The following is a 20,778-nucleotide window of genomic DNA, read 5'->3' as shown; positions in this document are numbered from 1 at the left end:
ATGCGCGTCGCGGCCCTGGCAGTGGCAGTGGCAGTGCCTGTGCAGCCCAGGTGATGGCAGCGGCAGCGGCAGCGGCGCGATACGGCCGTTCCTGGAGAAAACCAATTGCTCGATCCGACGCCCCTGGGTGAACCTGGCACGGTTTGGATCACTCGTCTTGATCCATTCACCGAACCACCAGTCACACCGAACCATGGGACGTCATGCAGATTCGCGATCTTCCCTACCCGGATCCCGGCGATCCCGATGTCCGCTCAGGCCCTCGCTTCCTGCTCTGGCTGGGCCGCAACCAGCTCAGGGGCCAGCTCGCTTCCCTGTCCTGGGGCCTGCTGCACCAATGCTCCCTCGCCGGTCTGCCGCCCGCCGTCGGCCTGGCCGTCCAGGCGGTCGTCGACCGTTCCGGCAGCCGGCTCGCGTGGTCGGGCGGGCTGATCGCGGTCCTGGGCGTGCTGATGGCGGTGGGCGACACGATGCTGCACCGTACGGCCGTCACCAACTGGATCACCGCCGCCGCCCGGGTCCAGCAGCTGCTGGCCCGCAAGACCGCGGAGCTCGGTTCGGCGCTGACGCGCCGGGTCGCGGCGGGCGAGGTGATCGCGGTATCCACAGCGGACGTCGAGAAGATCGGCTGGTTCGTCGAGGCGCTCTCGCGGTTCGCCGCGGCGGCCGCCGCGCTGGTGCTGATCTGTGTGGGGCTCCTGCTGTATCTGCCGTCGCTGGGGATTCTGGTGGCGGTCTCCGTACCGCTGCTGGCCCTCGCCGTGCTACCGCTGCTCCCCCGGGCGACCCGGCGTGCGGACCTCCAGCGCGAGAAGGCGGGCAAGGCCACGGAACTGGCCTCGGACACCGTGGCGGGGCTGCGGGTGCTGCGCGGGATCGGCGGCGAGGAGCTCTTCCTCGGCCGCTATCGGCGTGCCTCCCAGGAGGTCCGCGAGGCCGCGGTGCGCAGCGCGCGGATGTGGTCGCTGATCTCCGCGATCCAGGTGCTGCTGCCGGGCGTGCTGCTCATCTCGCTGGTCGTGTACGGGGCGATGCTGGCCCGGGACGGCCGGATCGAGGTCGGCCAGCTGGTCACGGTGTACAGCGCGGCGGCCATGCTTCTGTACCCGCTCCGCCACGTGGAGGAGATCGCGATGGCGTACTCCTTCTCGCGGCCCTCCGCCCAGCGGGCGGTCCGGGTGCTGTCGTTGCACCGCACGGCCCAGCCGTCGGGCGACGATGCCGCACCGGCCGCCGACGCCGCGCCGACCGGTGATCTGTACGACCCGGTCACCGGTCTGATGGCCCCGGCCGGCCTGTTCACCGCGGTGGTCTGCGGCGATCCGGACGAGGCGGGCCGGCTGGCGGAGCGGCTCGGCGGGCACGCCCGGACGGACCCGGAGACGGACACGGCTCCGGACGCGGACGGGAGTGCCGCAGAGGCGGAGGACGGAGCGCCCGGCTCCGCGGGCGGGGACGCCGCGGCGCGGACGGCGCCGTCCGTCCTGCTCGGTGGCGTGCCGCTGGACGAGCTCACGCTGGACTCCGCACGGACCGCCGTGCTCGTCCAGGACAAGGACCCGGTGCTGCTCTCCGGCACGCTGCGCGAGCTGCTGGACGTCCCGTCGTCGGGCCGGGTTCGTACCGAGGAGGCTCTGGCGGCCGCGCAGTGCGGCGATGTGCTGGACTCCCTGGCGCAGGCGTCGCCCACCACGGACGGCGACCCTATGACGACCCGGATCACCGAACGCGGCCGGTCGCTCTCGGGCGGCCAGCGGCAGCGGCTCGCGCTGGCCCGCTCCCTGGTGGCCGACCCGGAGGCGCTGGTTCTCGACGAGCCGACCTCCGCCGTCGACTCGCACACGGAGGCCCTGGTGGCCGCCGGGATCAAGGCGTTGCGCCAGGGCCGTACCACCGTGGCGTTCGCCTCCTCGCCACTGCTGCTCGACCTCGCGGACCGGGTGGTGCTGATGCACAGGGGCACCGTCGTCGCCTTCGGCGGGCACCGCGAGCTCCTGCGCACGGAGCCCCGCTACCGGGCGGTCGTGACACGCGAGACGGACGACGAGATCGCGGCCCTGGCCTCCTGTGGCGCGACCGGAACGATCGAGGAAATCGAGGAACGGGCATGATCGGCGTAGCGGTACCGGCGTACGACCCGGCCGCGCCGGAGTCGGCGACGACCCTGCCGGTCGGCACCCCCACCACCGTACGGAGCTATGTACGGGAGCTGTTGCGGCGCCATCGCGGGCGGTTCACAGTGCTCGTCGCGTTCAACGCCGTCGCGGTCATCGCGTCGATCGTCGGCCCGTATCTGCTGGGCGGGCTGGTCGAGGACCTCTCCGAGGGGGTGCGGGATCTCCATCTGGAGCGCACCGCCGGGGTGTTCGTGCTCGCGCTGGTCGTGCAGACCGTGTTCACCCGGCTGATGCGCCTGCGCAGCGCGATGCTCGGCGAGGAGATACTGGCCGATCTGCGCGAGGACTTCCTCGTACGGTCGGTGGGACTGCCGCCGGGGGTGCTGGAGCGGGCCGGGACCGGCGATCTGCTCTCCAGGATCACCACGGACATCGACCGGCTGGCCAACGCGATGCGCGAGGCCGTGCCGCAGCTGGCGATCGGTGTGGTGTGGGCGGGGCTGCTGCTCACCGCTCTCACCGTGACGGCTCCGCCGCTGGCGCTCTCGGTGCTGCTCGCCCTGCCCGTGCTGATCCTCGGCTGCCGCTGGTACTTCAAGCGGGCACCGTCCGCGTACCGTTCGGAGGCGGCGGGGTACGCCGCGGTCGCCGCGATGCTCGCGGAGACCGTGGACGCCGGACGGACCGTGGAGGCGCACCGGCTGGGTGCGCGCCGGGTGGCGCTGTCGGACACCCGCATCGCCCAGTGGACGGCGTGGGAACGGTACACACTCTTCCTGCGCTCCGTGCTCTTCCCCGTCATCAACGTCACCTATGTGACGATTCTGGGCGCGGTGCTGATGCTCGGCGGCTGGTTCGTCATCGAGGGCTGGCTGACCGTGGGGCAGCTGACCACGGGTGCGCTGCTGGCACAGATGATGGTCGACCCGATCGGCCTGATCCTGCGCTGGTACGACGAGTTGCAGGTCGCCCAGGTGTCGCTGGCCCGGCTGGTCGGGGTGCGGGACATCGAACCGGACGCGGGGGACGCGGAGGTCGTGCCGGACGGCCGGGACGTCCGGGCCGACGAGGTGCGCTTCGGGTACCGCGCCGGGCTCGACGTCCTGCACCGGGTGTCGCTGGACGTCGCGCCGGGTACGCGCCTGGCGCTGGTCGGCCCGTCCGGCGCCGGCAAGTCCACGCTGGGCCGGTTGCTGGCCGGGATCTACGCCCCGCGCGTGGGCGAAGTGACGCTCGGTGGTGCCGAGTTGTCGCGGATGCGGGCGGAGGACGTACGTACGCATGTGGCGCTGGTCAACCAGGAGCACCATGTGTTCGTCGGTTCGCTGCGCGACAACCTGCTGCTGGCCCGGACGGGCGCCGAGGACGCCGAGTTGTGGGCGTCGCTCGCTGCCGTCGACGCGGACGGCTGGGCAAAGGCTCTTCAGGAGGGGCTGGACACCGAGGTCGGCTCCGGTGGTCTGGCGCTGACCCCGGCGCAGGCCCAGCAGATCGCGCTGGCCCGGCTGGTCCTGGCCGATCCGCACACGCTGGTGCTGGACGAGGCGACATCCCTGCTGGACCCGCGGGCCGCCCGTCACCTGGAGCGCTCACTGGCCCGGGTGCTGGACGGCCGTACGGTCGTGGCGATCGCCCACCGGCTGCACACCGCGCACGACGCCGATGTGATCGCGGTGGTGGAGCGCGGCCGGATCAGTGAGCTGGGCAGTCATGACGAGCTGGTGGCGGCGGACGGCGCGTACGCGGCGCTGTGGCGGTCCTGGCACGGCTGACCGCACGGCCCCGGGGCCGGTCAGCGGCGGGGCGGGTCAGATGAAGTTCAGCGCGGCCGCCCCGCCCACTGCCCCGAGCACCATGAACGCCGGCATCAGCACCTTCAGCTCCACCCAGCTCCCGGCCCGGAACCGCATGGCCTTCGGCGGGCCGATCGGGTACCAGCGCTTGCGGCCGATCGGGATGGGCCACAGGATCGGGCAGCCCGAGACGGTGAGCGCGTCGCCGATGTCGTGGACGAGGGCGCCGAGCACGATGGGCAGCCCGAGCCACAGGTACTCCTGGCCGGGGGCGGTGAACAGCCAGTCCGAGCCGTTGCCCGGCTTGTCCAGGACACCGGCCAGTATCCAGGCGCTGGTCGCGCCGAGCAGCCAGACCAGGACGTCGCTGGACATCCGGGCGGCGCGCCACAGCAGCCCTTCGACGGCGAGCACCAGGTGGACGAAGAGGATCGCCAGCACCGCCCACCGGCCGCCGGTGATCGCCGCGGCGGAGGCTCCGGCACCGATCAGGACCGCCCACACCCAGGTGTGGGTCAGCGTCCGGTGGCCGCCGTTGCGGGTCGAGTCACCGCGCATCCGGGTCGCCTTGTAGACGGCGTGCGAGAGCTTGTCGACGATTTCGCAGACCCCCCGGGACACCGGCCCGAAGGCGCGCGAGATGGTCGCGGACTTGTGGTCGAGGTCCGGGGCCAGCGCGGCTCCGGCGGTGATCAGCGCCCCGACGACGAGGACGGGCCACGGCATCGCATGGCCGGCGGCCGCCGCCGCCGCGCCCACCCCCAGCCAGGCCGCCGCCCCTGACAGAGAGTGTGCCGGTCCCATCATGGTTCTTCCCGCCCCCAGAGTCGTATCGCTGCCATTGCCGTTGTGGCACGGCCGAGTTGAGTGGGAAGCGTATCGCCCATGATCTTCATACCGTCGTCCGGTTCCCTCATCCGGGCGGAAGGCAGGCAAGATGGGGGCGTGACCCTTATCGATCAGCTGCCCCCGACCGACGACCCCGACGCCCTCTTCGAGGCTTTCTCGTCATGGACCGAGACCCGGGGCATCACCCTCTATCCGGCCCAGGAGGAGGCACTGATCGAGGTGGTCTCCGGCGCGAATGTGATCCTTTCCACCCCGACCGGCTCCGGAAAGAGCCTGGTCGCGGCAGGTGCGCACTTCACCGCGCTGGCCCAGGACAAGGTCACCTTCTACACCGCGCCGATCAAGGCACTGGTCTCGGAGAAGTTCTTCGACCTGTGCAAGCTGTTCGGTACGGAGAACGTCGGCATGCTCACCGGCGACGCCTCGGTCAACGCGGATGCCCCGGTGATCTGCTGCACCGCCGAGGTGCTGGCCTCCATCGCGCTGCGTGACGGCAAGTACGCCGACATCGGCCAGGTCGTGATGGACGAGTTCCACTTCTACGCCGAGCAGGACCGCGGCTGGGCCTGGCAGATCCCGCTGCTGGAGCTGCCGCAGGCCCAGTTCATCCTGATGTCGGCCACGCTCGGCGACGTCCGGATGTTCGAGGAGGACCTGACCCGCCGTACCGGCCGCCCCACGTCCGTGGTGCGTTCGGCGACCCGGCCGGTCCCGCTCAGCTACGAGTACCGGCTGACCCCGATCACCGAGACCCTCACCGAGCTCCTGGACACCAGGCAGTCGCCGGTCTACATCGTGCACTTCACCCAGGCCGCGGCCGTCGAGCGGGCACAGTCGCTGATGAGCATCAACATGTGCACCAAGGAGGAGAAGGAGAAGATCGCCGATCTGATCGGCAACTTCCGCTTCACCACCAAGTTCGGCCAGAACCTCTCCCGCTATGTACGGCACGGCATCGGGGTGCACCACGCGGGCATGCTGCCGAAGTACCGGCGCCTGGTGGAGAAGCTCGCCCAGGCCGGTCTGCTGAAGGTGATCTGCGGTACGGACACCCTCGGCGTCGGCGTCAACGTACCCATCCGTACGGTGCTGTTCACCGCGCTCACCAAGTACGACGGCACCCGGGTGCGTACGCTGCGGGCCCGTGAGTTCCATCAGATCGCCGGCCGCGCGGGCCGGGCCGGCTTCGACACGGCGGGCTTCGTCGTGGCGCAGGCACCCGAGCACGTCATCGAGAACGAGAAGGCCGTCAAGAAAGCCGGCGACGACCCGAAGAAGAAGCGCAAGGTGGTCCGCAAGAAGGCCCCCGAGGGCTTCGTCGCCTGGTCGGAGACCACGTTCGACAAGCTGATCCAGTCCGACCCGGAGCCGTTGACCTCCCGCTTCCGCGTCACGCACACCATGCTGCTGTCCGTGATCGCCCGCCCCGGCAACGCCTTCGAGGCGATGCGGCGTCTGCTGGAGGACAACCACGAGCCGCGCCGGGCGCAGCTGCGGCACATCCGCCGGGCCATCGCGATCTACCGCTCGCTGCTGGACGGCGGCGTCGTGGAACAGCTCGACAAGCCGGACGCGGAGGGCCGGATCGTCCGGCTCACCGTCGATCTCCAGCAGGACTTCGCGCTCAACCAGCCGCTGTCGACCTTCGCGCTGGCCGCGTTCGACCTGCTGGACCCGGATTCCCCCTCGTACGCCCTGGACATGGTCTCCGTCGTCGAGTCGACGCTCGACGACCCGCGGCAGATCCTCGCCGCGCAGCAGAACAAGGCGCGCGGCGAAGCGGTCGGGCAGATGAAGGCGGACGGTGTCGAGTACGAGGAGCGGATGGAGCTGCTCCAGGAGGTCACGTACCCGAAGCCGCTGAGCGAGTTGTTGTGGCACGCCTACGACGTGTACCGCAGGAGCCACCCGTGGGTGGGCGACCACCCGGTCTCGCCGAAGTCCGTGATCCGTGACATGTACGAACGTGCCATGACGTTCACGGAGTTCACCTCCAACTACGAACTGGCCCGCACCGAGGGCATCGTGCTGCGCTATCTGGCCAGTGCGTACAAGGCGCTGGAGCACACCATCCCGGACGACCTCAAGTCCGAGGACCTGGAGGATCTGATCGCCTGGCTCGGCGAGATGGTCCGGCAGGTGGACTCCAGTCTGCTCGACGAGTGGGAGCAGCTGGCCAACCCGGAGGTGGAGACCGCCGAGCAGGCGCAGGAGCGGGCCGACGAGGTGAAGCCGGTGACCGCCAACGCCCGCGCCTTCCGGGTCCTGGTGCGCAACGCGATGTTCCGCCGGGTGGAGCTGGCCGCGCTGGACAAGGTGGGCGAGCTCGGCGGGCTGGACGGCGACGCGGGCTGGGACGAGGACGCGTGGGGCGATGCGATGGACGCCTACTGGGACGAGTACGACGACCTGGGCACCGGTCCGGACGCCCGCGGTCCGAAGCTGCTGAAGATCGACGAGGACGCGGCGCACGGGCTGTGGCGGGTCCGGCAGACGTTCGCCGACCCCAACGGCGACCACGACTGGGGCATCAGCGCGGAGATCGATCTGGCCGCCTCCGACGAGGAGGGCCGGGCCGTGGTCCGCGTGACCTCCGTCGGTCAGCTGTGAGGACGTACGCCGCGGGCGCGGCACCGTTGCGAGAGTGGAGACGAACCGCATGACGAACCCCGCCGAGCGCCTGGTCGATCTGCTCGACCTGGAGCGGATCGAGGTCAACATATTCCGTGGGCGCAGCCCGCAGGAGTCCCTGCAGCGGGTCTTCGGCGGGCAGGTCGCCGGGCAGGCGCTGGTGGCGGCCGGCCGGACCACCGACGGGGACCGGCCGGTCCACTCGCTGCACGCGTACTTCCTGCGGCCGGGGCGGCCGGGTGTGCCGATCGTGTACGAGGTGGAGCGCGTCCGGGACGGCCGGTCGTTCACCACCCGCCGGGTCACGGCCGTCCAGGAGGGCCGGACGATCTTCAATCTGACGGCGTCCTTCCACCGGCCGGAGGAGGCGGGCTTCGAGCACCAGCTGCCGCCGGCCCGCGAGGTCCCGGACCCCGAGGAGCTGCCGACCGTCGCCGAGGAGGTCCGGGAACACCTCGGGGCGCTCCCGGAGGCGCTGGAGCGGATGGCCCGCCGGCAGCCCTTCGACATCAGGTACGTCGACCGGCTGCGCTGGACGAAGGAGGAGGTCGAGGACGCGGACCCGCGCAGCGCGGTGTGGATGCGGGCGGTCGGCCCGCTGGGCGACGACCCTCTGGTGCACACATGTGCGCTGACGTACGCCAGCGACATGACGCTGCTCGACGCGGTCCGTATCCCGGTGGAGCCGTTGTGGGGGCGGCGCGGTTTCGACATGGCCTCGCTGGACCACGCGATGTGGTTCCACCGTCCGTTCCGTGCGGACGAGTGGTTCCTCTACGACCAGGAGTCGCCGGTCGCAACGGGCGGCCGGGGGCTGGCACGGGGCCGGATCTACGACCGGGGCGGCAACCTGCTGGTTTCCGTGGTGCAGGAGGGGCTGTTCCGCCGTCTCGGTGAGTAGCCGTGTCCGGCTCAGATGCCGGGCAGCGGGTCCTGCTCGACCTCGTGGCGGCGGGTGCGGATGTCCGGGGGCGCCGGGTGGAGCTTGGCGTCGCAGGCGGGGCCGAGGCCGGTGCGGCGGGAGGCCGTACCGGTGAGCGGGCGGCCGCACATGCGGCAGCGCACCACCTTCCGGCGGGCGGTGCGGCCGGCCGGGTCGTCCCCGGGCGGGGGCTCGGCGCCGGTTCCGGGGAACGGCTCGGGGAGGGGCTCGGCGGATTCCACGGATCGATCTTCTCAGGGCGCCGTCCGCTGTGCGGCGTCCGAGCAGCAAGCAGACATCCGAGCAGCACACAACGGAGGAGTTCACCGGTGAGCAGCGTGCTGACCATGAAGCCGGCCGCGGCCTCGCCCGTCGGCCATGTCGTCGAGTTCGCCGACGCGCCCGGCGGCGAGTCCCGGGTGGTCGCGCATGTGGAGCGCGAACTGCCGGAGGGCGGGGCACCCGCGTACCTCGCTGCCCGCAAGTCGGGGGTTCGTTCCTTCGTCCTGTGGGCCGACGGCGAGCGCCGGACCCGGCAGGCCACCCTCGTCACCGCGTCCGCGGCCGACGGCGTGGCCACGTACCGGGTGCTGGGCGCGCAGGGCGAGCTGATCGGCACGCTCGTCCGGGAGAAGGCCCTCCACGGCAGAGGGCTGCGGACCCGCTGGACGGTCGCCCAGACCGGCTGCCCGGAGGCGGTCGGCTTCAAGGGCCGGATCTTCTGGTGGTACGTGTGGTGGCTGCTGTTCCCGGTCCAGGTGGCGATCGGCGTGGGCAGCCTGCTGAGCGGCGGGGGCGATGTGGCGCGCGGGCCGCGACGCGTCATCTGGCGGGCCGGCCGGGAGGTTCCGCTGGAGTTCTTCTCGGACGACGACGAGGTCCATGTCCACGCGCCGTGGGTCGACTGGCGGCTCGCGGCGGCGCTGTGCGCGCTGATCCGTACCTTCGACGGCTGGCTGGGCACGCCCTGGGACGACAAGCGGGAGTGAGCCGGGCCGTCGCGGCCCCCGTCGCCCAGCGGGGGCCGGCGCGGTCCCGGTCGCCCGGCCGGGCCGGTCAGGAGCCGAGGATTCTGGCCTTCTGTGCCTCGAACTCGCTCTCGCTCAGCACTCCCTGGCTCTTGAGATCGCCGAGGTCCTTGAGCTGGGCGATCTTGTTGCTCATCTCGTCCTCCGGCGCGAGGGACGTGGGCGGGGGCGCCGTGGCGGCCTGCTGGGCCTGCGCCTGCTCGGCGTCCTGGCGCGCCCAGCGGCCCGCCTGCCGCCGGGAGACCCGGTTGGAGACCGAGGTGGCGGTTCCGGCGATCACCGCTGTACGGGCGACGCCACGAAGAAGGCCTGGCATGGTGCATCTCCTTTTGACTGGCTGGTGCGGGGGGCCGGTTGACTGGCTGGTTCGGGGGGCCGGACGGTGCCACGAGGACCGGTCGGCGCTGCGGGGCCGGCCTGTTCAGACCCCGGCCTCGGCCGCGTCGAGCGATGCCAGGATCTCCTGGACCGGGATGCGCCCGTTGGCGACGAGGCGTCCCCCCGAGCGGCGCAGCGCGGCCGCGAGCGGTCCGGCCCACACGTTCTCGTAGATGACGATCCCGGCGGCGCTGCCCGGTTCGAGAATCGCGCTCACCTCGTCGATGTCGTCCCGGCCGAGCAGGCCGGAGGACACCCCTTCGAACACGGCCAGGTCCTCGTGCCCGTTCGCGGTCAGCTCGGAGAGCTCCACGCCCGCGACCGTTCCGTCCTCGCTCTTGCGGAGGAAGACCAGGTCCAGGATCCGGATGATTCCCCGGTCGACCAGGTCGACCAGCAGGGGCAGTCCCTCGCCCGTCATCCGGCTGCCCGGGAATTCGATCACCAGGTAGTCGATCGGCCCCGTCTCGTCGGTCTCGCTGCTCACACCGGCTCCTCAGAATCTCGACTGCCCCGGGTCCGCCAGGGCCTGTGCCTCCGTCATTGGAACAGTGGGCGGGCCTGTGCGCATCTCGGTCGTGGCGGCGGACGGACGCGGCCCCGGTTGCTCCGTCGGAGGGACAGCGGGTCACTCCGACAGCCGAGTGGTGCGAGCCGTGCCAAGCCCGTGCCCGGCCGCCACGGATGGTTGTCGCGCGCGGACGGCCTGCCCGGGCCGGTCCGGATTCCTGCGGGGCCCGGACATCGCCACGCGCGGGACGACGGGAGACGAGGATGACTTCACCTTCACCGGCGGACGCGGCCCGGCAGCGGATGCCGTTGCCCCTGTTGCAGGGCCAGAAGGCACTGGTGACGGGTGCGAGCTCCGGCATCGGCAGGGCGACCGCGGTGGAGCTGGGGCAGGCGGGTGCCGATGTCGTCGTCAACTACGTCGCCGGCCGTGAGGCGGCCGAGGACGTGGTGCGGGAGATCGAGAGCTTCGGGGTGCGGGCGTACGCCCATGAGGCGGACGTCTCCCGGGAGGATCAGGTCGTCGCCATGTTCGCCCGCATGGTCGAGGAGTTCGGCACGGTCGACGTCCTGGTCGCCAACGCCGGCCTGCAGCGGGACGCCGCCGCCGCGGAGATGACCCTGGACCAGTGGAACAAGGTGCTGGACGTCAATCTCACCGGACAGTTCCTGTGCGCCCGGGAGGCGGTCAGGGAGTTCGACCGCCGGGGCGTCGTGCCCGAGGTGTCCCGCGCCGCCGGGAAGATCATCTGCATGAGCTCGGTCCACCAGATCATTCCGTGGTCGGGGCATCTGAACTATGCCGCGTCCAAGGGCGGCGTCCTCATGCTGATGCAGACCCTGGCCCAGGAATGCGCACCCCGAGGCATCCGGGTCAACGCCGTGGCCCCCGGTGCCATCCGCACCCCCATCAACACCAGCGCCTGGGACACCCCCGAGGCCGAGGCCGAACTCCTCAAGCTGATCCCCTACCGCAGGGTGGGCGATCCGCCGGACATCGCCACCGCGGTGACCCTGCTGGCCTCGGACCTGATGGATTACGTCGTGGGCACCACCCTCTACGTCGACGGCGGGATGACTCTCTTCCCCGGCTTCGCCACCGGGGGCTGACCCTGTTCGCGAGGGCGGCCGGTCACCTGGCATCCGAGGAGGCACGGACATGACGGCTGATGAGGTAATGGTGGGTGTGGGGCTCATCGTGGTGCTCGCGGTCGGCTCCCAGCTGCTGGCGAGCCGGCTGCGGATTCCCGCCCTGCTGGTCCTGCTGCCGGTCGGCTTCGCCGCCGGGGCGCTGACGGACGACGTCAATCCCGAGAAGCTGCTCGGCGAGGCCTTCTCGCCGCTGGTCTCGCTCGCGGTGGCGGTGATCCTCTACGAGGCCGGGCTCGGCCTGGAGATCAGCCGGCTGCGGGGCCATACGCGTCGCATCGTGATCAGGCTGCTCTGGCTGGGAGCGCTCATCACCTGGCTGTCCGCGGCGCTGTTCGCGGTGCCGGTGCTGAACATGTCCAAGGGCGCGGCCGTGATGCTGGGCGCGATCCTCGTCGTGTCCGGCCCGACGGTCGTCGGGCCACTGCTCAACTTCGTACGGCCCTCCGAGCGGCTGCAGCGCATCCTGATCTGGGAGGGCTCCCTGATCGATCCGGTCGGCGGCATTCTGGGGGCGCTCGTCTTCCATGCCGTGGTCGCCGGTGAACTCAAGGGTTTCGGAAGCCAGTTGGAGCAGTTCTCGGCCAGCGTCGCGGTGGGTGCGGTGGGCGGCGTGGTCGGGGCCGGTGTGCTGTGGCTGCTGTTGCGCCGGGCCCGCCTGAACGAGGAACTGGCCACGTCGGCGCAGATCGCCGCGGTGATCGGGATCGCCGCCGCCTGTGACGCGCTCCGCGAGGACACCGGGCTCATCTCCGCGGTCGTGATGGGTATGGCCATGGCTAATCTGCCGGGGCTGGACCTTCCGGCCCGTCGGCCGTTCCTCGACACCCTGGTCTCGCTGATCATCGGCCTGTTGTTCATCTCCATCTCGGCCACGGTCACCCCGGCCTCGCTGCGCCACGTGGTGCTGCCCTCGCTCGCCCTGGTCGCCCTCCTGGTGCTGGTGGTGCGCCCGCTCGTGGCCCTGGTGTCGACGGCCGGTACCGATGTCCGGGGCGGGGAACGGTGGTTCATCGGGTGGATGGCCCCGCGTGGCATCGTCGCCGCGGCGACCGCCTCCACGTTCTCGGCGACCCTGGTGGCGCGGGGCGTCGACGGCGCCGAGCGGATCCTGCCCGCGACCTTCGTGGTGATCGTCGCCACCGTCACGCTGTACGGCCTGACGGCGCTTCCGGTCGCCCGGCGGCTGAAGGTGCTGCGCCCGTCCCGGTCCCGGCCGCTGCTGGTGGGCGGCGCGCCCTGGGCGGTCGATATGGGGCGCGCGCTCAACTCGGCGGGGCTGGACGTGCTGATGTGGGCGGGTGCCGAGCGCCAGCGGGCCCGGATCGAGGAGGCCGGGCTGCCCCTGGCGACGGGCGAGCTGCTCGCGGCGGCCTCGGGTGCCGGTGCGGAGCTGGAGGGCATCACCGGTGTGCTGCTGCTCACCGAGGAGGACGACTTCAACGCACTGGCGGCGATGACCCTGCGGGAGAGCGTCGAGGGCCCGGTCCACCGGCTCGCTCCGGACGCCGACAGCCAGGGTGTGGTGGCGCCGTACACCGGGGGCGAGCCCCTCTTCCGTACCGGTCTGACCGGTCCGGAGCTGGCCCGCCGGTACGAGGCCGGGGCCCGGGTGCTCACGCGGCGGGCCGACGGAGCCGTACCGGCCGGGCACGACGTGCTGTTCGTCGTACGCGCCGACGGGCTGCTCGCCCCGGTCACCCACACGCACACCCCGGATGCCGGGCCGGGCGACACCGCCGTCCTGCTCGGGCCCCCGTCCCGGCCGCTGTCGCCCTGAGAGGCTGTCGGGTGTCCTGCGGCCGGAGGGGACCCGACAACCACCGAGCGCCGTCAGCCGCGTTCCTTGGCGCGTGCCGCGTCCAGCGCCTCGTCCAGGGTCCGCGCCGCCGTGATGAGCGAGAGGTGGGTGAACGCCTGTGGGAAGTTGCCGAGCTGCTCGCCGCTGGGGCCGATCTCCTCGGCGAACAGGCCGACATGGTTGGCGTACGTGAGCATCTTCTCGAAGGCGTAGCGGGCCTTGTGCAGCCGGCCCGCGCGGGCCAGGGCGTCGACGTACAGGAACGTGCAGAGGCTGAACGTGCCCTCGGAGCCCCGCAGTCCGTCCGGGGAGGCCGCGGGGTCGTAGCGGTAGACGAGGCTGTCGGAGACGAGCGTGCGGTCCATGGCGTCGAGCGTGGCGAGCCAGCCGGGGTCCTGCGGGGCGAGGAACCCCACCCTGGGTATCAGCAGCAGCGCGGCGTCCAGCACTGTGCTGCCGTAGTACTGGACGAAGGCCTGCTCGGACTCGCTCCAGCCGCGTTCCATGACCTGTTCGAGAATGGCGTCCCTGGCGCCCGTCCACCGGGCGGTGTCGGCGGGCCGGCTGAGATCGGCCGCCAGGCGCAGGCCGCGGTCGAACGCCGCCCAGCACATCACCCGGCTGTAGGTGAAGTCCTGCCGTCCGCCGCGGGTCTCCCAGATGCCCTCGTCGGGCCGGTCCCAGCGGTCCACGAGCCAGTCGAGGGTCCGGGCCACCGCCTGCCAGCCCCGGTAGCCCGCCTGGAGGTCCACCTCGCGGCCCTCGGACAGCGCGTAGAGGGCCTCGCCGTAGATGTCGAGCTGCAACTGGCCGGCGGCCGCGTTGCCGAGCCGTACCGGGTACGAGCCCCGGTAGCCCTCGAAATGGGCCAGGGGCTCCTCCGTCAGCAACGGCTCGCCGTCGACGCGGTACATGATCCGGAGGGGTTCGTCCCCGCTGTCGTCCGCCCGGAGCCGGTCGCCCAGCCAGTGGGTGAAGGCGATCGCCTCGTCCACGAACCCGAGGTCGAGCAGGGCCCGGACCGACAGCGAGCCGTCCCTGACCCAGGTGTAGCGGTAGTCCCAGTTGCGTTCGCCGCCTGCCTGCTCGGGAAGCCCCATGGTCGCCGCCGCGACGGGTGCGCCGGAGGGGGCGTAGGTGAGCAGTTTGAGCGTGATGGCGGAGCGGTTGACCATGTCGGACCAGCGGCCCCGGTAGCGGGAGCCGCGCACCCACCGCTGCCAGAAGTCGACGGTCTCCCAGAGCTGTTCCGTGACGGCGTCGACGGTCGGTTCGGGCGGTGCGGGCCCGTCCGCCGCGCAGACGGTGAGAAGCGCGAAGGTCGACTCGCCGACGTTCAGCACCACTTCGCCCACCGCGTCCCGGCCGTCGCGTGCCACGGGGAATCCGGTCCGGAGGTGGGCGGCGATCCCCGGTGACCGGAACACGGCTCCCCCGGGGCGCAGTTCGAGTTCGTGATCGGCCCGGCTGTAGTCGAACCGGGGCCGGCACTCCATGGCGAAGCGTACGGTCCCGCGCACCGCGCGCACGGTCCGCACCAGGGTGTGCCGGTCGGTGGGGGTCCCGGTGCGTGCGGGCGGCATCCAGTCGAGCACCTCACCGACGCCGTCCGGCGACATGAAGCGGGTGACCAGGACCGCGGTGTCCGGGTAGTAGAGCTGCCGGCAGGAGCTCTCGGCCTCGTCGGGAGCCAGCCGGAAGAAGCCGCCGTCGTCGTGGTCGAGCAGTGCGGCGAAGATGCTGGGGGAATCGAACCTGGGGGCGGCGAACCAGTCGACGACACCCCGCGCGGAGACCAGTGCGGCGGTCTGCAGGTCGCCGACCAGACCGTGTTCGGCTATGGGCGGGTATCGGTCCATGAGCATCCACTCCCGGGGTCCGTGACCATCCGTGTACGGACGGACCGCTCCGGCCTCCACTATCCGCCAGGCACCCCGTGCTCGCTCGCCCGGACCGCCCCGCCCCGGGCGTCCGCCGGTAGCGGTCCGGACGCGGGACGTGACGGGCGGCGTCCAGATGATGCCGGAACCGGGCCGAGCCGCGATGATCGGACTCGGGGCACGGAAGCGCCGACCGGTGCGGCGCCCCCGGGGCCGGGCAGGCGGGCGTCGGCGGGAGCGGCATACGCCCGCGGCGCGGTGGCGCACGCCCGTGACCGGTCAGGAGGACCCGATGGCGCAGGACGTGACCTCGATGCTCAGGACGGCACCGGACGCGACGCCGGAGCAGCGGGCGGCTCGCGGGAAGGCGGCCCGGAGGACGGCCCCGCGGTCGAGTCACGCCGAGTTCGAACCGCCGGCCAACCGGCCCGACCCGCTGGCCGTCCTCGAAGCCCAGTCCGCGGCCCGGGTGCCCGAACTCGTACCGATCCGCTACGGCCGGATGGCCGAGTCGCCGTTCCGCTTCTACCGGGGTGCCGCCGCGATCATGGCCTCCGACCTGGCCGCCACCGGGGACTGTGGGATCAGGGCCCAGCTGTGCGGGGACGCCCATCTGCTGAACTTCGGGCTGTTCGCCTCGCCGGAACGCAATCTGCTGTTCGACATCAACGACTTCGACGAGACGTCACCGGGGCCCTGGGAGTGGGACGTCAAGCGCCTGGCGGCCGGCTTCGTCGTCGCCGGCCGGGCGAACGGCTTCACCGACCAGGAGCGCGCGGACATCGTGCTGACCACGGTGAGGTCGTACCGGGAGTCGATGATCCGGTTCGCCGGCATGCGCAATCTCGACGTGTGGTACTCGCGGACCGACATCGGCCGTCTCGAAGCGCTGGCCTCCCAACAGTTGGCGAAGCGCGGCCGCAGGAAGCTGTCACGGGCCGCGGCCAAGGCCCGCACCCGGGACAGCCTTCGGGCCTTCGACAAGCTCACCGTGACGGTGGGCGGAGAGCCGCGCATCGCGGCGGACCCGCCGCTGCTCGTACCGGTGGCCGATCTGCTCCCGGCGGGCGAGCGCGACGCGACTCAGGAGCGGTTCCGCGAACTGATCGGCCGCTACGGCCGCAGCCTGCCGTCGGACCGGCGAACCCTGCTCTCCGACTTCCGGTTCGTGGACATGGCGCGCAAGGTGGTCGGCGTCGGCAGTGTCGGTACGCGTTGCTGGATCATCCTGATGCACGGCAGGGACGGCGGGGACCCGCTCCTCCTCCAGGTCAAGGAGGCCGGCCCCTCGGTGCTCGCGCCCCATGCCGGCCCCGGCGCGTACCGGAACCAGGGCGAGCGCGTGGTCGCGGGGCAGCGGCTGATGCAGGCGGCGGGCGATATCTTCCTCGGCTGGGCGCGGGTGGAGGGGATCGACGGCAGGCGCCGCGACTTCTACGTACGCCAGTTGCGCGACTGGAAGGGCGTCATGGAGCCGGAGGACATGGTGCCGTCCGGCATGCGGGTCCTCGGCGAGGCGTGCGGAACCGCGCTGGCCCGCGCCCACGCCCGTTCGGGCGACCGGATCGCCATCGCGGCGTACCTGGGGCTCAGCCATTCGTTCGACCGGGCGCTGACGTATTTCGCCGAGAAGTACGCCGACTGCAACGAGCGGGACCACCGGGCGCTCGTCGACGCGGTGCGGGCGGGCCGGCTTCCCGCGACCCGGGACGTCTGAGCCTTCCCCGGCGCCGCCCGCGCGCTGGTCCAGGGGAATGGCGGTACGGAGATCACCGCACCCGCACAGCGGGTACATCACGGCCGAATGCGCACATTGTGCTATCTCCTTGTGGACGCTTGCGGGACAGCGTGTTCCGGACGGTTGTGACGCCGAGGAGACAACGATCATGTCGACCGAGCCCGCCGCGACTACCCCGCCGGCGGCAGTGAACCCCTCCGCGCTGATCCGCACCCGCGGTTACGCGGTGCTCCTCGTGATGGCGGCGGCTCTCGGAGTCCCGGTCTCGGCGGTGGCGTTCGGCTTCCTCGCGCTCGTCCACGAACTCCAGTCGCTCACCTACCACGACCTGCCCCGGGCCCTGGGGTTCGCCGGTACGCCGTCCTGGTGGCCGGTTCCGCTGCTCGCCGTCGCGGGCCTGCTGGTCGGGCTGACCATCCGCCACCTGCCGGGCAGCGGCGGCCACCGGCCCGCCGACGGGATGGTGAGCACGGGGGCACCGTCGACGGTGGAACTGCCCGGCATTGTGCTGGCGGCGCTCGCCTCGCTGGGCCTGGGGGCGGTGCTCGGTCCCGAGGCACCGCTGATCGCGCTCGGCGGCGGACTTGCCGTGCTCGCGGCGCGCCTGGTCCGGCCCGGCATCAATCCCGGCGCGAGTGCCGTGATGGGAGCCGCGGGCAGCTTTGCCGCGATCAGCGCGCTGCTGGGGTCGCCGCTCCTGGGAGCCTTTCTCCTGATGGAGACCTCGGGGCTGGCCGGGATGATGCTCGGGCTGGTCCTGGTGCCGGGTCTGCTGGCGTCCGGCGTCGGCGCGCTCATCTTCACCGGACTCGGTTCGTGGACCGGTCTCGGGACGTACTCCCTGGCACTTCACCATGTGCCCGGCGCCACGGCGCCCGACCTCGCACGATTCGGCTGGGCGCTCGTCGTGGGCGTGGCCGCGGCCTTCGTCGGCACGGGCATTCGGTGGTTCGCGCTGTTCCTCCAGGCACGTGTGTTGCGGCGGCCCGTGACGGCCACCGTCGTCACGGGCCTGGTCGTCGGCGCGGCGGCTCTCGTCTACGCGCAGAGCACCGGCCGGGACGCGTCCGGGGTGCTGTACTCCGGGGAGGACGCCCTCGATCCGCTGCTGGCGCAGAGCGCCGGATACTCGGTGGGCACGCTCGTGGTACTGGTCGCCTGCAAGGCGGTGGCGTACTGCGCTTCCTTGAGCAGCTTCCGGGGCGGCCCGGTCTTCCCGGCGATGTTCGTGGGAGCGGCGGGCGGTACCGCCCTTTCCCATCTGCCGGGACTGGACCTCACGTCGGGCTTCGCGATGGGTATCGGCGCCATGTGCGTGGCGATGCTGAAGCTCCCGATGACCTCGGTGCTGCTGGCAACACTGCTGCTGGGGTCCGAGGGCCTGACCGTCATGCCGCTCGTGATCGTCGCGGTCGTGGTCTCCTACGTCGTCACGCTCAGGCTCGCGCCGTCCCCGGCCGACGCCCGGCCGGATCGAGGATGACGGGCCTGCGCCTTGACCTCAGACGCTCTTCTTCTCCTCGGGCGAATCGGCGCACAGCGCCCAGATGATGAAGACGTCGATGGCGATGAGCACGATGGACCAGAGCGGGTAGTGGGGCAGCCACAGGAAGTTGGCGAGTGCGCTCAGGCCCGCGAGCACGATGCCGGTCACGCGTGCCCATGCGGCTCCGGTGAACAGCGCGCACCCGGCGATGACGATGACGATGCCGAGTGCGAGGTGGATCCAGCCCCAGCCGGTGAGATTGAACCGGAACACATAGTCGCGGGTGGCGATGAACACGTTGTTCCTGGCGATGGCTGCGATTCCCTCGAAGATCGCCATCGCTCCGCTGAAGATCATCAGCACTGCCGCGAAGGCGGTCCAGCCGATCTGCAAGGGATGGCGCGAACTCGAAGGGCCGGCGGGCGCCACCGACGGCCCAGTGCTGGTACTGGCCATTTGCGGCCTCCTCGGGTAGCAGGGCGACCGGGCGGGCCGAGTGACCGCCCGGGCCTCCCGGACCAAGGGTGTCACGTCGGTACCCACCCGGCAGAACAAGCGCTTCCCGGGGCTGTCGCCCTCGCACGACCCGTCTCCATACAGGGATATCATCTCCATGATGAGAGAAACCGAAGAGACGGAGCCCGGCTCCGTCGATGCCCGGCTCGCCGCACGCCTGGGCGAGCTGCGTACCGAGCACGGCTGGTCGCTGGACGAACTCTCGCGACGCGGCGGGGTGAGCCGCTCCACACTGTCCCGGCTGGAACGCGGCGAGTTGAGCCCGACCGCCGCGCTGCTCGGCAAGTTGTGCACGGTCTACGGACGGACGATGTCCCGCCTGCTGCTGGAGGTGGAGGCGGAGCCCCCGCAACTCGTCCCCGCCGCGCGGCAGCCGGTCTGGCGGGACGAGGCATCGGGCTTCGTACGCCGCTCGGTGTCGCCGCCGCACACCGGCCTGCGCGCGGAGGTCATCGAGGGCACCCTCGACGCGGGGGCCGCCGTCGCGTACGACGACGCACCGGTGTCCGGCCTGGAGCAGCACGTGTGGGTGCTGGAGGGAACGGTGGAGATCACCGTCGACGGCACCGTGCACACCGTGCGCCGCGGCGACTGTCTTCGGTTCCGGCTGCGCGGCCCCTCACACTTCCGCTGCCCGGGGCCGGAACAGGTCCGCTACGCCCTGATGATCGTTCTGCCGTGAGAGGACTTTGCGCATGACCGAGATCGTCGCCGTATGCGGGAATCAACTGATCACCTACGCCGACGAGTTGGCCGCACTTCTGGTGGACACCGTGGACGGCGGATCGTCGGTGGGATTCCTCGCGCCACTGGACCGCGACGTGGCCGCCGTCTGGTGGCGGGAGCGGGCCGGGGACGTGGACGCCGGTCTCCTCCAGGTGTGGATCGCCCGCGACGCGGAACGAATCGCGGGAACCATCGCCCTGTCCCGGGCCCGGCTGCCCAACGCCCGCCACCGCGCGGAGGTGGCCAAGCTGATGGTGCGTCCGTCGGCGCGCGGCCGGGGCCTGGGCCGGTCGCTGCTCGACGCGGCCGAGCGGTCGGCCGCCGGGGCCGGCGTCACACTGCTGGTTCTGGACACCGAGAGCGGAAGTCCCGCCGAGCGGCTCTACCGTTCGGCGGGCTGGACGGAGTGCGGTTCGATCCCGGACTACGCCGAGGACCCGGCCGGGGTCCTGAAGCCGACGACCCTCTACTACAAGGCGATCGGCCCCGCGCGGGCGCTGCCCGACCGGTGAGAGTACGCCGTTCTCCCGGCCCAGGCACAGGAGTTCGACCCCGGCCCGTATCCGTACACGGGTCGCTCATCGGGGTCATGCCGCGGTCGCAGCGACTGCCGTACTCCCGCAGGTCGGTGACGTGCGGGAGCACGGACGGCCGGCGGACCGGCTTCGTACGGACCTGTTCCGGCCTGTTCCGGGCGTGACAATGGCTGTGGAAGCCACACCTCACGAGGAGACCTCATGACGCTGCACGACATCCCCCTGCGCACGCTCACCGGTGAGCCCACATCCCTGGCCGACTACCGGGGCCGGGCCGTCCTGTTGGTGAATGTCGCGTCCAAGTGCGGGCTCACCCCGCAGTACGAGGGCCTGGAACGGCTCCAGAGCGAGTACGCGGCCCGCGGCTTCACCGTGCTCGGTGTGCCGTGCAACCAGTTCGCCGGCCAGGAGCCGGGGAGCCCGGAGGAGATCCAGACCTTCTGCTCGACGACGTACGGCGTCAGCTTCCCGCTGCTGGAGAAGACCGACGTGAACGGCGAGGGGCGCCACCCGCTCTACGCCGAGCTGGCCCAGCTGGCGGACGCGGACGGCGAGGCCGGTGACGTCCAGTGGAACTTCGAGAAGTTCCTCATCTCGCCGGCGGGCGTACCGGTCGCGCGCCTGCGCCCGGGCACGGAGCCCCAGGCGCCCGAGCTCATCGCGGCCATCGAGGCCCAGCTGCCCGCCTGACGGATCATGTCCTCGGGCGCAGGGCCGG

The 20,778-nt window shown here is 71.6% G+C and carries 18 protein-coding genes; 12 read left to right on the top strand and 6 right to left on the bottom strand.

Annotated elements, in window-relative coordinates; genetic code table 11:
* The first annotated feature begins 203 nt into the window (after nt 1-203).
* Both ACFYY7_RS21235 and ACFYY7_RS21230 read left to right on the top strand, forming a co-directional pair.
* On the top strand, nt 204-2,111 hold the full coding sequence (locus tag ACFYY7_RS21235; protein ID WP_388663470.1) for an ABC transporter transmembrane domain-containing protein: 1,908 nt from the start codon (nt 204-206) through the stop codon (nt 2,109-2,111).
* Complete coding sequence (locus tag ACFYY7_RS21230) at nt 2,108-3,889, top strand: ABC transporter ATP-binding protein (protein WP_388663468.1); 1,782 nt, start codon at nt 2,108-2,110, stop codon at nt 3,887-3,889. The genes ACFYY7_RS21235 and ACFYY7_RS21230 overlap by 4 nt, the downstream gene beginning before the upstream one ends.
* Nucleotides 3,890-3,925: 36 nt before the next feature.
* Here ACFYY7_RS21230 and ACFYY7_RS21225 read toward each other — a convergent pair whose 3' ends face one another.
* On the bottom strand, nt 3,926-4,717 hold the full coding sequence (locus ACFYY7_RS21225) for a metal-dependent hydrolase (protein ID WP_388663467.1): 792 nt from the start codon (nt 4,715-4,717) through the stop codon (nt 3,926-3,928).
* Nucleotides 4,718-4,795: 78 nt separating this feature from the next.
* Between ACFYY7_RS21225 and ACFYY7_RS21220 the strand changes: the two genes are divergently transcribed.
* Nucleotides 4,796-7,369 (top strand): DEAD/DEAH box helicase, encoded by a 2,574-nt coding sequence (locus ACFYY7_RS21220; protein WP_388663465.1) that lies wholly within the window; start codon nt 4,796-4,798, stop codon nt 7,367-7,369.
* Nucleotides 7,370-7,418: 49 nt separating this feature from the next.
* Nucleotides 7,419-8,291 (top strand): acyl-CoA thioesterase, encoded by an 873-nt coding sequence (locus ACFYY7_RS21215; RefSeq protein WP_388663463.1) that lies wholly within the window; start codon nt 7,419-7,421, stop codon nt 8,289-8,291.
* 11 nt (nt 8,292-8,302) lie between these two features.
* Here the strand turns inward: ACFYY7_RS21215 and ACFYY7_RS21210 are convergent, their stop codons facing one another.
* Nucleotides 8,303-8,554, bottom strand: coding sequence for a DUF6011 domain-containing protein (locus ACFYY7_RS21210; RefSeq protein ID WP_351253771.1), 252 nt, complete (start codon nt 8,552-8,554; stop codon nt 8,303-8,305).
* 87 nt (nt 8,555-8,641) lie between these two features.
* Here ACFYY7_RS21210 and ACFYY7_RS21205 point away from each other — a divergent pair, with 87 nt between their 5' ends.
* Nucleotides 8,642-9,301, top strand: a complete 660-nt coding sequence (locus tag ACFYY7_RS21205; RefSeq protein ID WP_388663461.1) for a hypothetical protein — start codon at nt 8,642-8,644, stop codon at nt 9,299-9,301.
* A gap of 67 nt (nt 9,302-9,368) precedes the next feature.
* Here the strand turns inward: ACFYY7_RS21205 and ACFYY7_RS21200 are convergent, their stop codons facing one another.
* Together ACFYY7_RS21200 and ACFYY7_RS21195 are read right to left on the bottom strand one after the other, a co-directional pair.
* Nucleotides 9,369-9,656 (bottom strand): SHOCT domain-containing protein, encoded by a 288-nt coding sequence (locus tag ACFYY7_RS21200; RefSeq protein ID WP_388663459.1) that lies wholly within the window; start codon nt 9,654-9,656, stop codon nt 9,369-9,371.
* Between the two features lie 105 nt (nt 9,657-9,761).
* Entirely contained in the window at nt 9,762-10,205 is a 444-nt protein-coding gene (locus ACFYY7_RS21195; RefSeq protein WP_388663457.1) for a DUF6325 family protein, read from the bottom strand.
* Nucleotides 10,206-10,492: 287 nt separating this feature from the next.
* Between ACFYY7_RS21195 and ACFYY7_RS21190 the strand changes: the two genes are divergently transcribed.
* Both ACFYY7_RS21190 and ACFYY7_RS21185 read left to right on the top strand, forming a co-directional pair.
* Nucleotides 10,493-11,338, top strand: coding sequence for an SDR family oxidoreductase (locus ACFYY7_RS21190; protein WP_388663455.1), 846 nt, complete (start codon nt 10,493-10,495; stop codon nt 11,336-11,338).
* Nucleotides 11,339-11,387: 49 nt separating this feature from the next.
* On the top strand, nt 11,388-13,157 hold the full coding sequence (locus ACFYY7_RS21185) for a cation:proton antiporter (protein WP_388663453.1): 1,770 nt from the start codon (nt 11,388-11,390) through the stop codon (nt 13,155-13,157).
* 53 nt (nt 13,158-13,210) lie between these two features.
* Here ACFYY7_RS21185 and ACFYY7_RS21180 read toward each other — a convergent pair whose 3' ends face one another.
* Nucleotides 13,211-15,043 (bottom strand): glycoside hydrolase family 15 protein, encoded by a 1,833-nt coding sequence (locus ACFYY7_RS21180; protein ID WP_388663451.1) that lies wholly within the window; start codon nt 15,041-15,043, stop codon nt 13,211-13,213.
* Nucleotides 15,044-15,350: 307 nt separating this feature from the next.
* Here ACFYY7_RS21180 and ACFYY7_RS21175 point away from each other — a divergent pair, with 307 nt between their 5' ends.
* Together ACFYY7_RS21175 and ACFYY7_RS21170 are read left to right on the top strand one after the other, a co-directional pair.
* Entirely contained in the window at nt 15,351-16,775 is a 1,425-nt protein-coding gene (locus ACFYY7_RS21175) for a DUF2252 domain-containing protein (RefSeq protein WP_388663449.1), read from the top strand.
* A 169-nt stretch (nt 16,776-16,944) separates the two neighbouring features.
* The gene (locus tag ACFYY7_RS21170; RefSeq protein WP_388663447.1) at nt 16,945-18,279 is read left to right on the top strand and encodes a chloride channel protein; all 1,335 of its coding nucleotides are present in this window, start codon (nt 16,945-16,947) and stop codon (nt 18,277-18,279) included.
* Nucleotides 18,280-18,297: 18 nt separating this feature from the next.
* Here the strand turns inward: ACFYY7_RS21170 and ACFYY7_RS21165 are convergent, their stop codons facing one another.
* Nucleotides 18,298-18,738: a hypothetical protein gene (locus ACFYY7_RS21165; RefSeq protein WP_388663446.1), complete on the bottom strand. Its 441-nt coding sequence runs from the start codon at nt 18,736-18,738 to the stop codon at nt 18,298-18,300.
* Nucleotides 18,739-18,898: 160 nt separating this feature from the next.
* On the opposite strand from ACFYY7_RS21165, the gene ACFYY7_RS21160 reads away from it, so the two are divergent.
* The 3 genes from ACFYY7_RS21160 to ACFYY7_RS21150 all read left to right on the top strand — a co-directional run bounded on the left by ACFYY7_RS21160 (nt 18,899) and on the right by ACFYY7_RS21150 (nt 20,750).
* Entirely contained in the window at nt 18,899-19,480 is a 582-nt protein-coding gene (locus tag ACFYY7_RS21160) for a helix-turn-helix domain-containing protein (RefSeq protein ID WP_388663445.1), read from the top strand.
* 13 nt (nt 19,481-19,493) lie between these two features.
* The gene (locus ACFYY7_RS21155) at nt 19,494-20,036 is read left to right on the top strand and encodes a GNAT family N-acetyltransferase (protein ID WP_388663444.1); all 543 of its coding nucleotides are present in this window, start codon (nt 19,494-19,496) and stop codon (nt 20,034-20,036) included.
* Nucleotides 20,037-20,261: 225 nt separating this feature from the next.
* Entirely contained in the window at nt 20,262-20,750 is a 489-nt protein-coding gene (locus ACFYY7_RS21150) for a glutathione peroxidase (RefSeq protein WP_388663443.1), read from the top strand.
* Nucleotides 20,751-20,778 lie beyond the last annotated feature (28 nt).

Origin of the sequence: Streptomyces sp. NPDC001933 (assembly GCF_042890955.1) — a bacterium.
Taxonomy (GTDB): domain Bacteria; phylum Actinomycetota; class Actinomycetes; order Streptomycetales; family Streptomycetaceae; genus Streptomyces.
The sequence above is the reverse complement of the archived record's forward strand: the minus strand, read 5'-3'. Positions and strand labels throughout refer to the sequence as shown.

Bases quoted from the DNA above. Each gene is read 5' to 3' on its own strand.
- ACFYY7_RS21235 (WP_388663470.1), top strand. From the start codon at position 204: ATGCAGATTCGCGATCTTCCCTACCCGGATCCCGGCGATCCCGATGTC.
- ACFYY7_RS21230 (WP_388663468.1), top strand. From the start codon at position 2,108: ATGATCGGCGTAGCGGTACCGGCGTACGACCCGGCCGCGCCGGAGTCG.
- ACFYY7_RS21225 (WP_388663467.1), bottom strand. From the start codon at position 4,717: ATGATGGGACCGGCACACTCTCTGTCAGGGGCGGCGGCCTGGCTGGGG.
- ACFYY7_RS21220 (WP_388663465.1), top strand. From the start codon at position 4,796: ATGATCTTCATACCGTCGTCCGGTTCCCTCATCCGGGCGGAAGGCAGG.
- ACFYY7_RS21215 (WP_388663463.1), top strand. From the start codon at position 7,419: ATGACGAACCCCGCCGAGCGCCTGGTCGATCTGCTCGACCTGGAGCGG.
- ACFYY7_RS21200 (WP_388663459.1), bottom strand. From the start codon at position 9,656: ATGCCAGGCCTTCTTCGTGGCGTCGCCCGTACAGCGGTGATCGCCGGA.
- ACFYY7_RS21190 (WP_388663455.1), top strand. From the start codon at position 10,493: ATGACTTCACCTTCACCGGCGGACGCGGCCCGGCAGCGGATGCCGTTG.
- ACFYY7_RS21185 (WP_388663453.1), top strand. From the start codon at position 11,388: ATGACGGCTGATGAGGTAATGGTGGGTGTGGGGCTCATCGTGGTGCTC.
- ACFYY7_RS21180 (WP_388663451.1), bottom strand. From the start codon at position 15,043: ATGCTCATGGACCGATACCCGCCCATAGCCGAACACGGTCTGGTCGGC.
- ACFYY7_RS21175 (WP_388663449.1), top strand. From the start codon at position 15,351: ATGGCGCAGGACGTGACCTCGATGCTCAGGACGGCACCGGACGCGACG.
- ACFYY7_RS21170 (WP_388663447.1), top strand. From the start codon at position 16,945: ATGTCGACCGAGCCCGCCGCGACTACCCCGCCGGCGGCAGTGAACCCC.
- ACFYY7_RS21165 (WP_388663446.1), bottom strand. From the start codon at position 18,738: ATGGCCAGTACCAGCACTGGGCCGTCGGTGGCGCCCGCCGGCCCTTCG.
- ACFYY7_RS21160 (WP_388663445.1), top strand. From the start codon at position 18,899: ATGAGAGAAACCGAAGAGACGGAGCCCGGCTCCGTCGATGCCCGGCTC.
- ACFYY7_RS21155 (WP_388663444.1), top strand. From the start codon at position 19,494: ATGACCGAGATCGTCGCCGTATGCGGGAATCAACTGATCACCTACGCC.
- ACFYY7_RS21150 (WP_388663443.1), top strand. From the start codon at position 20,262: ATGACGCTGCACGACATCCCCCTGCGCACGCTCACCGGTGAGCCCACA.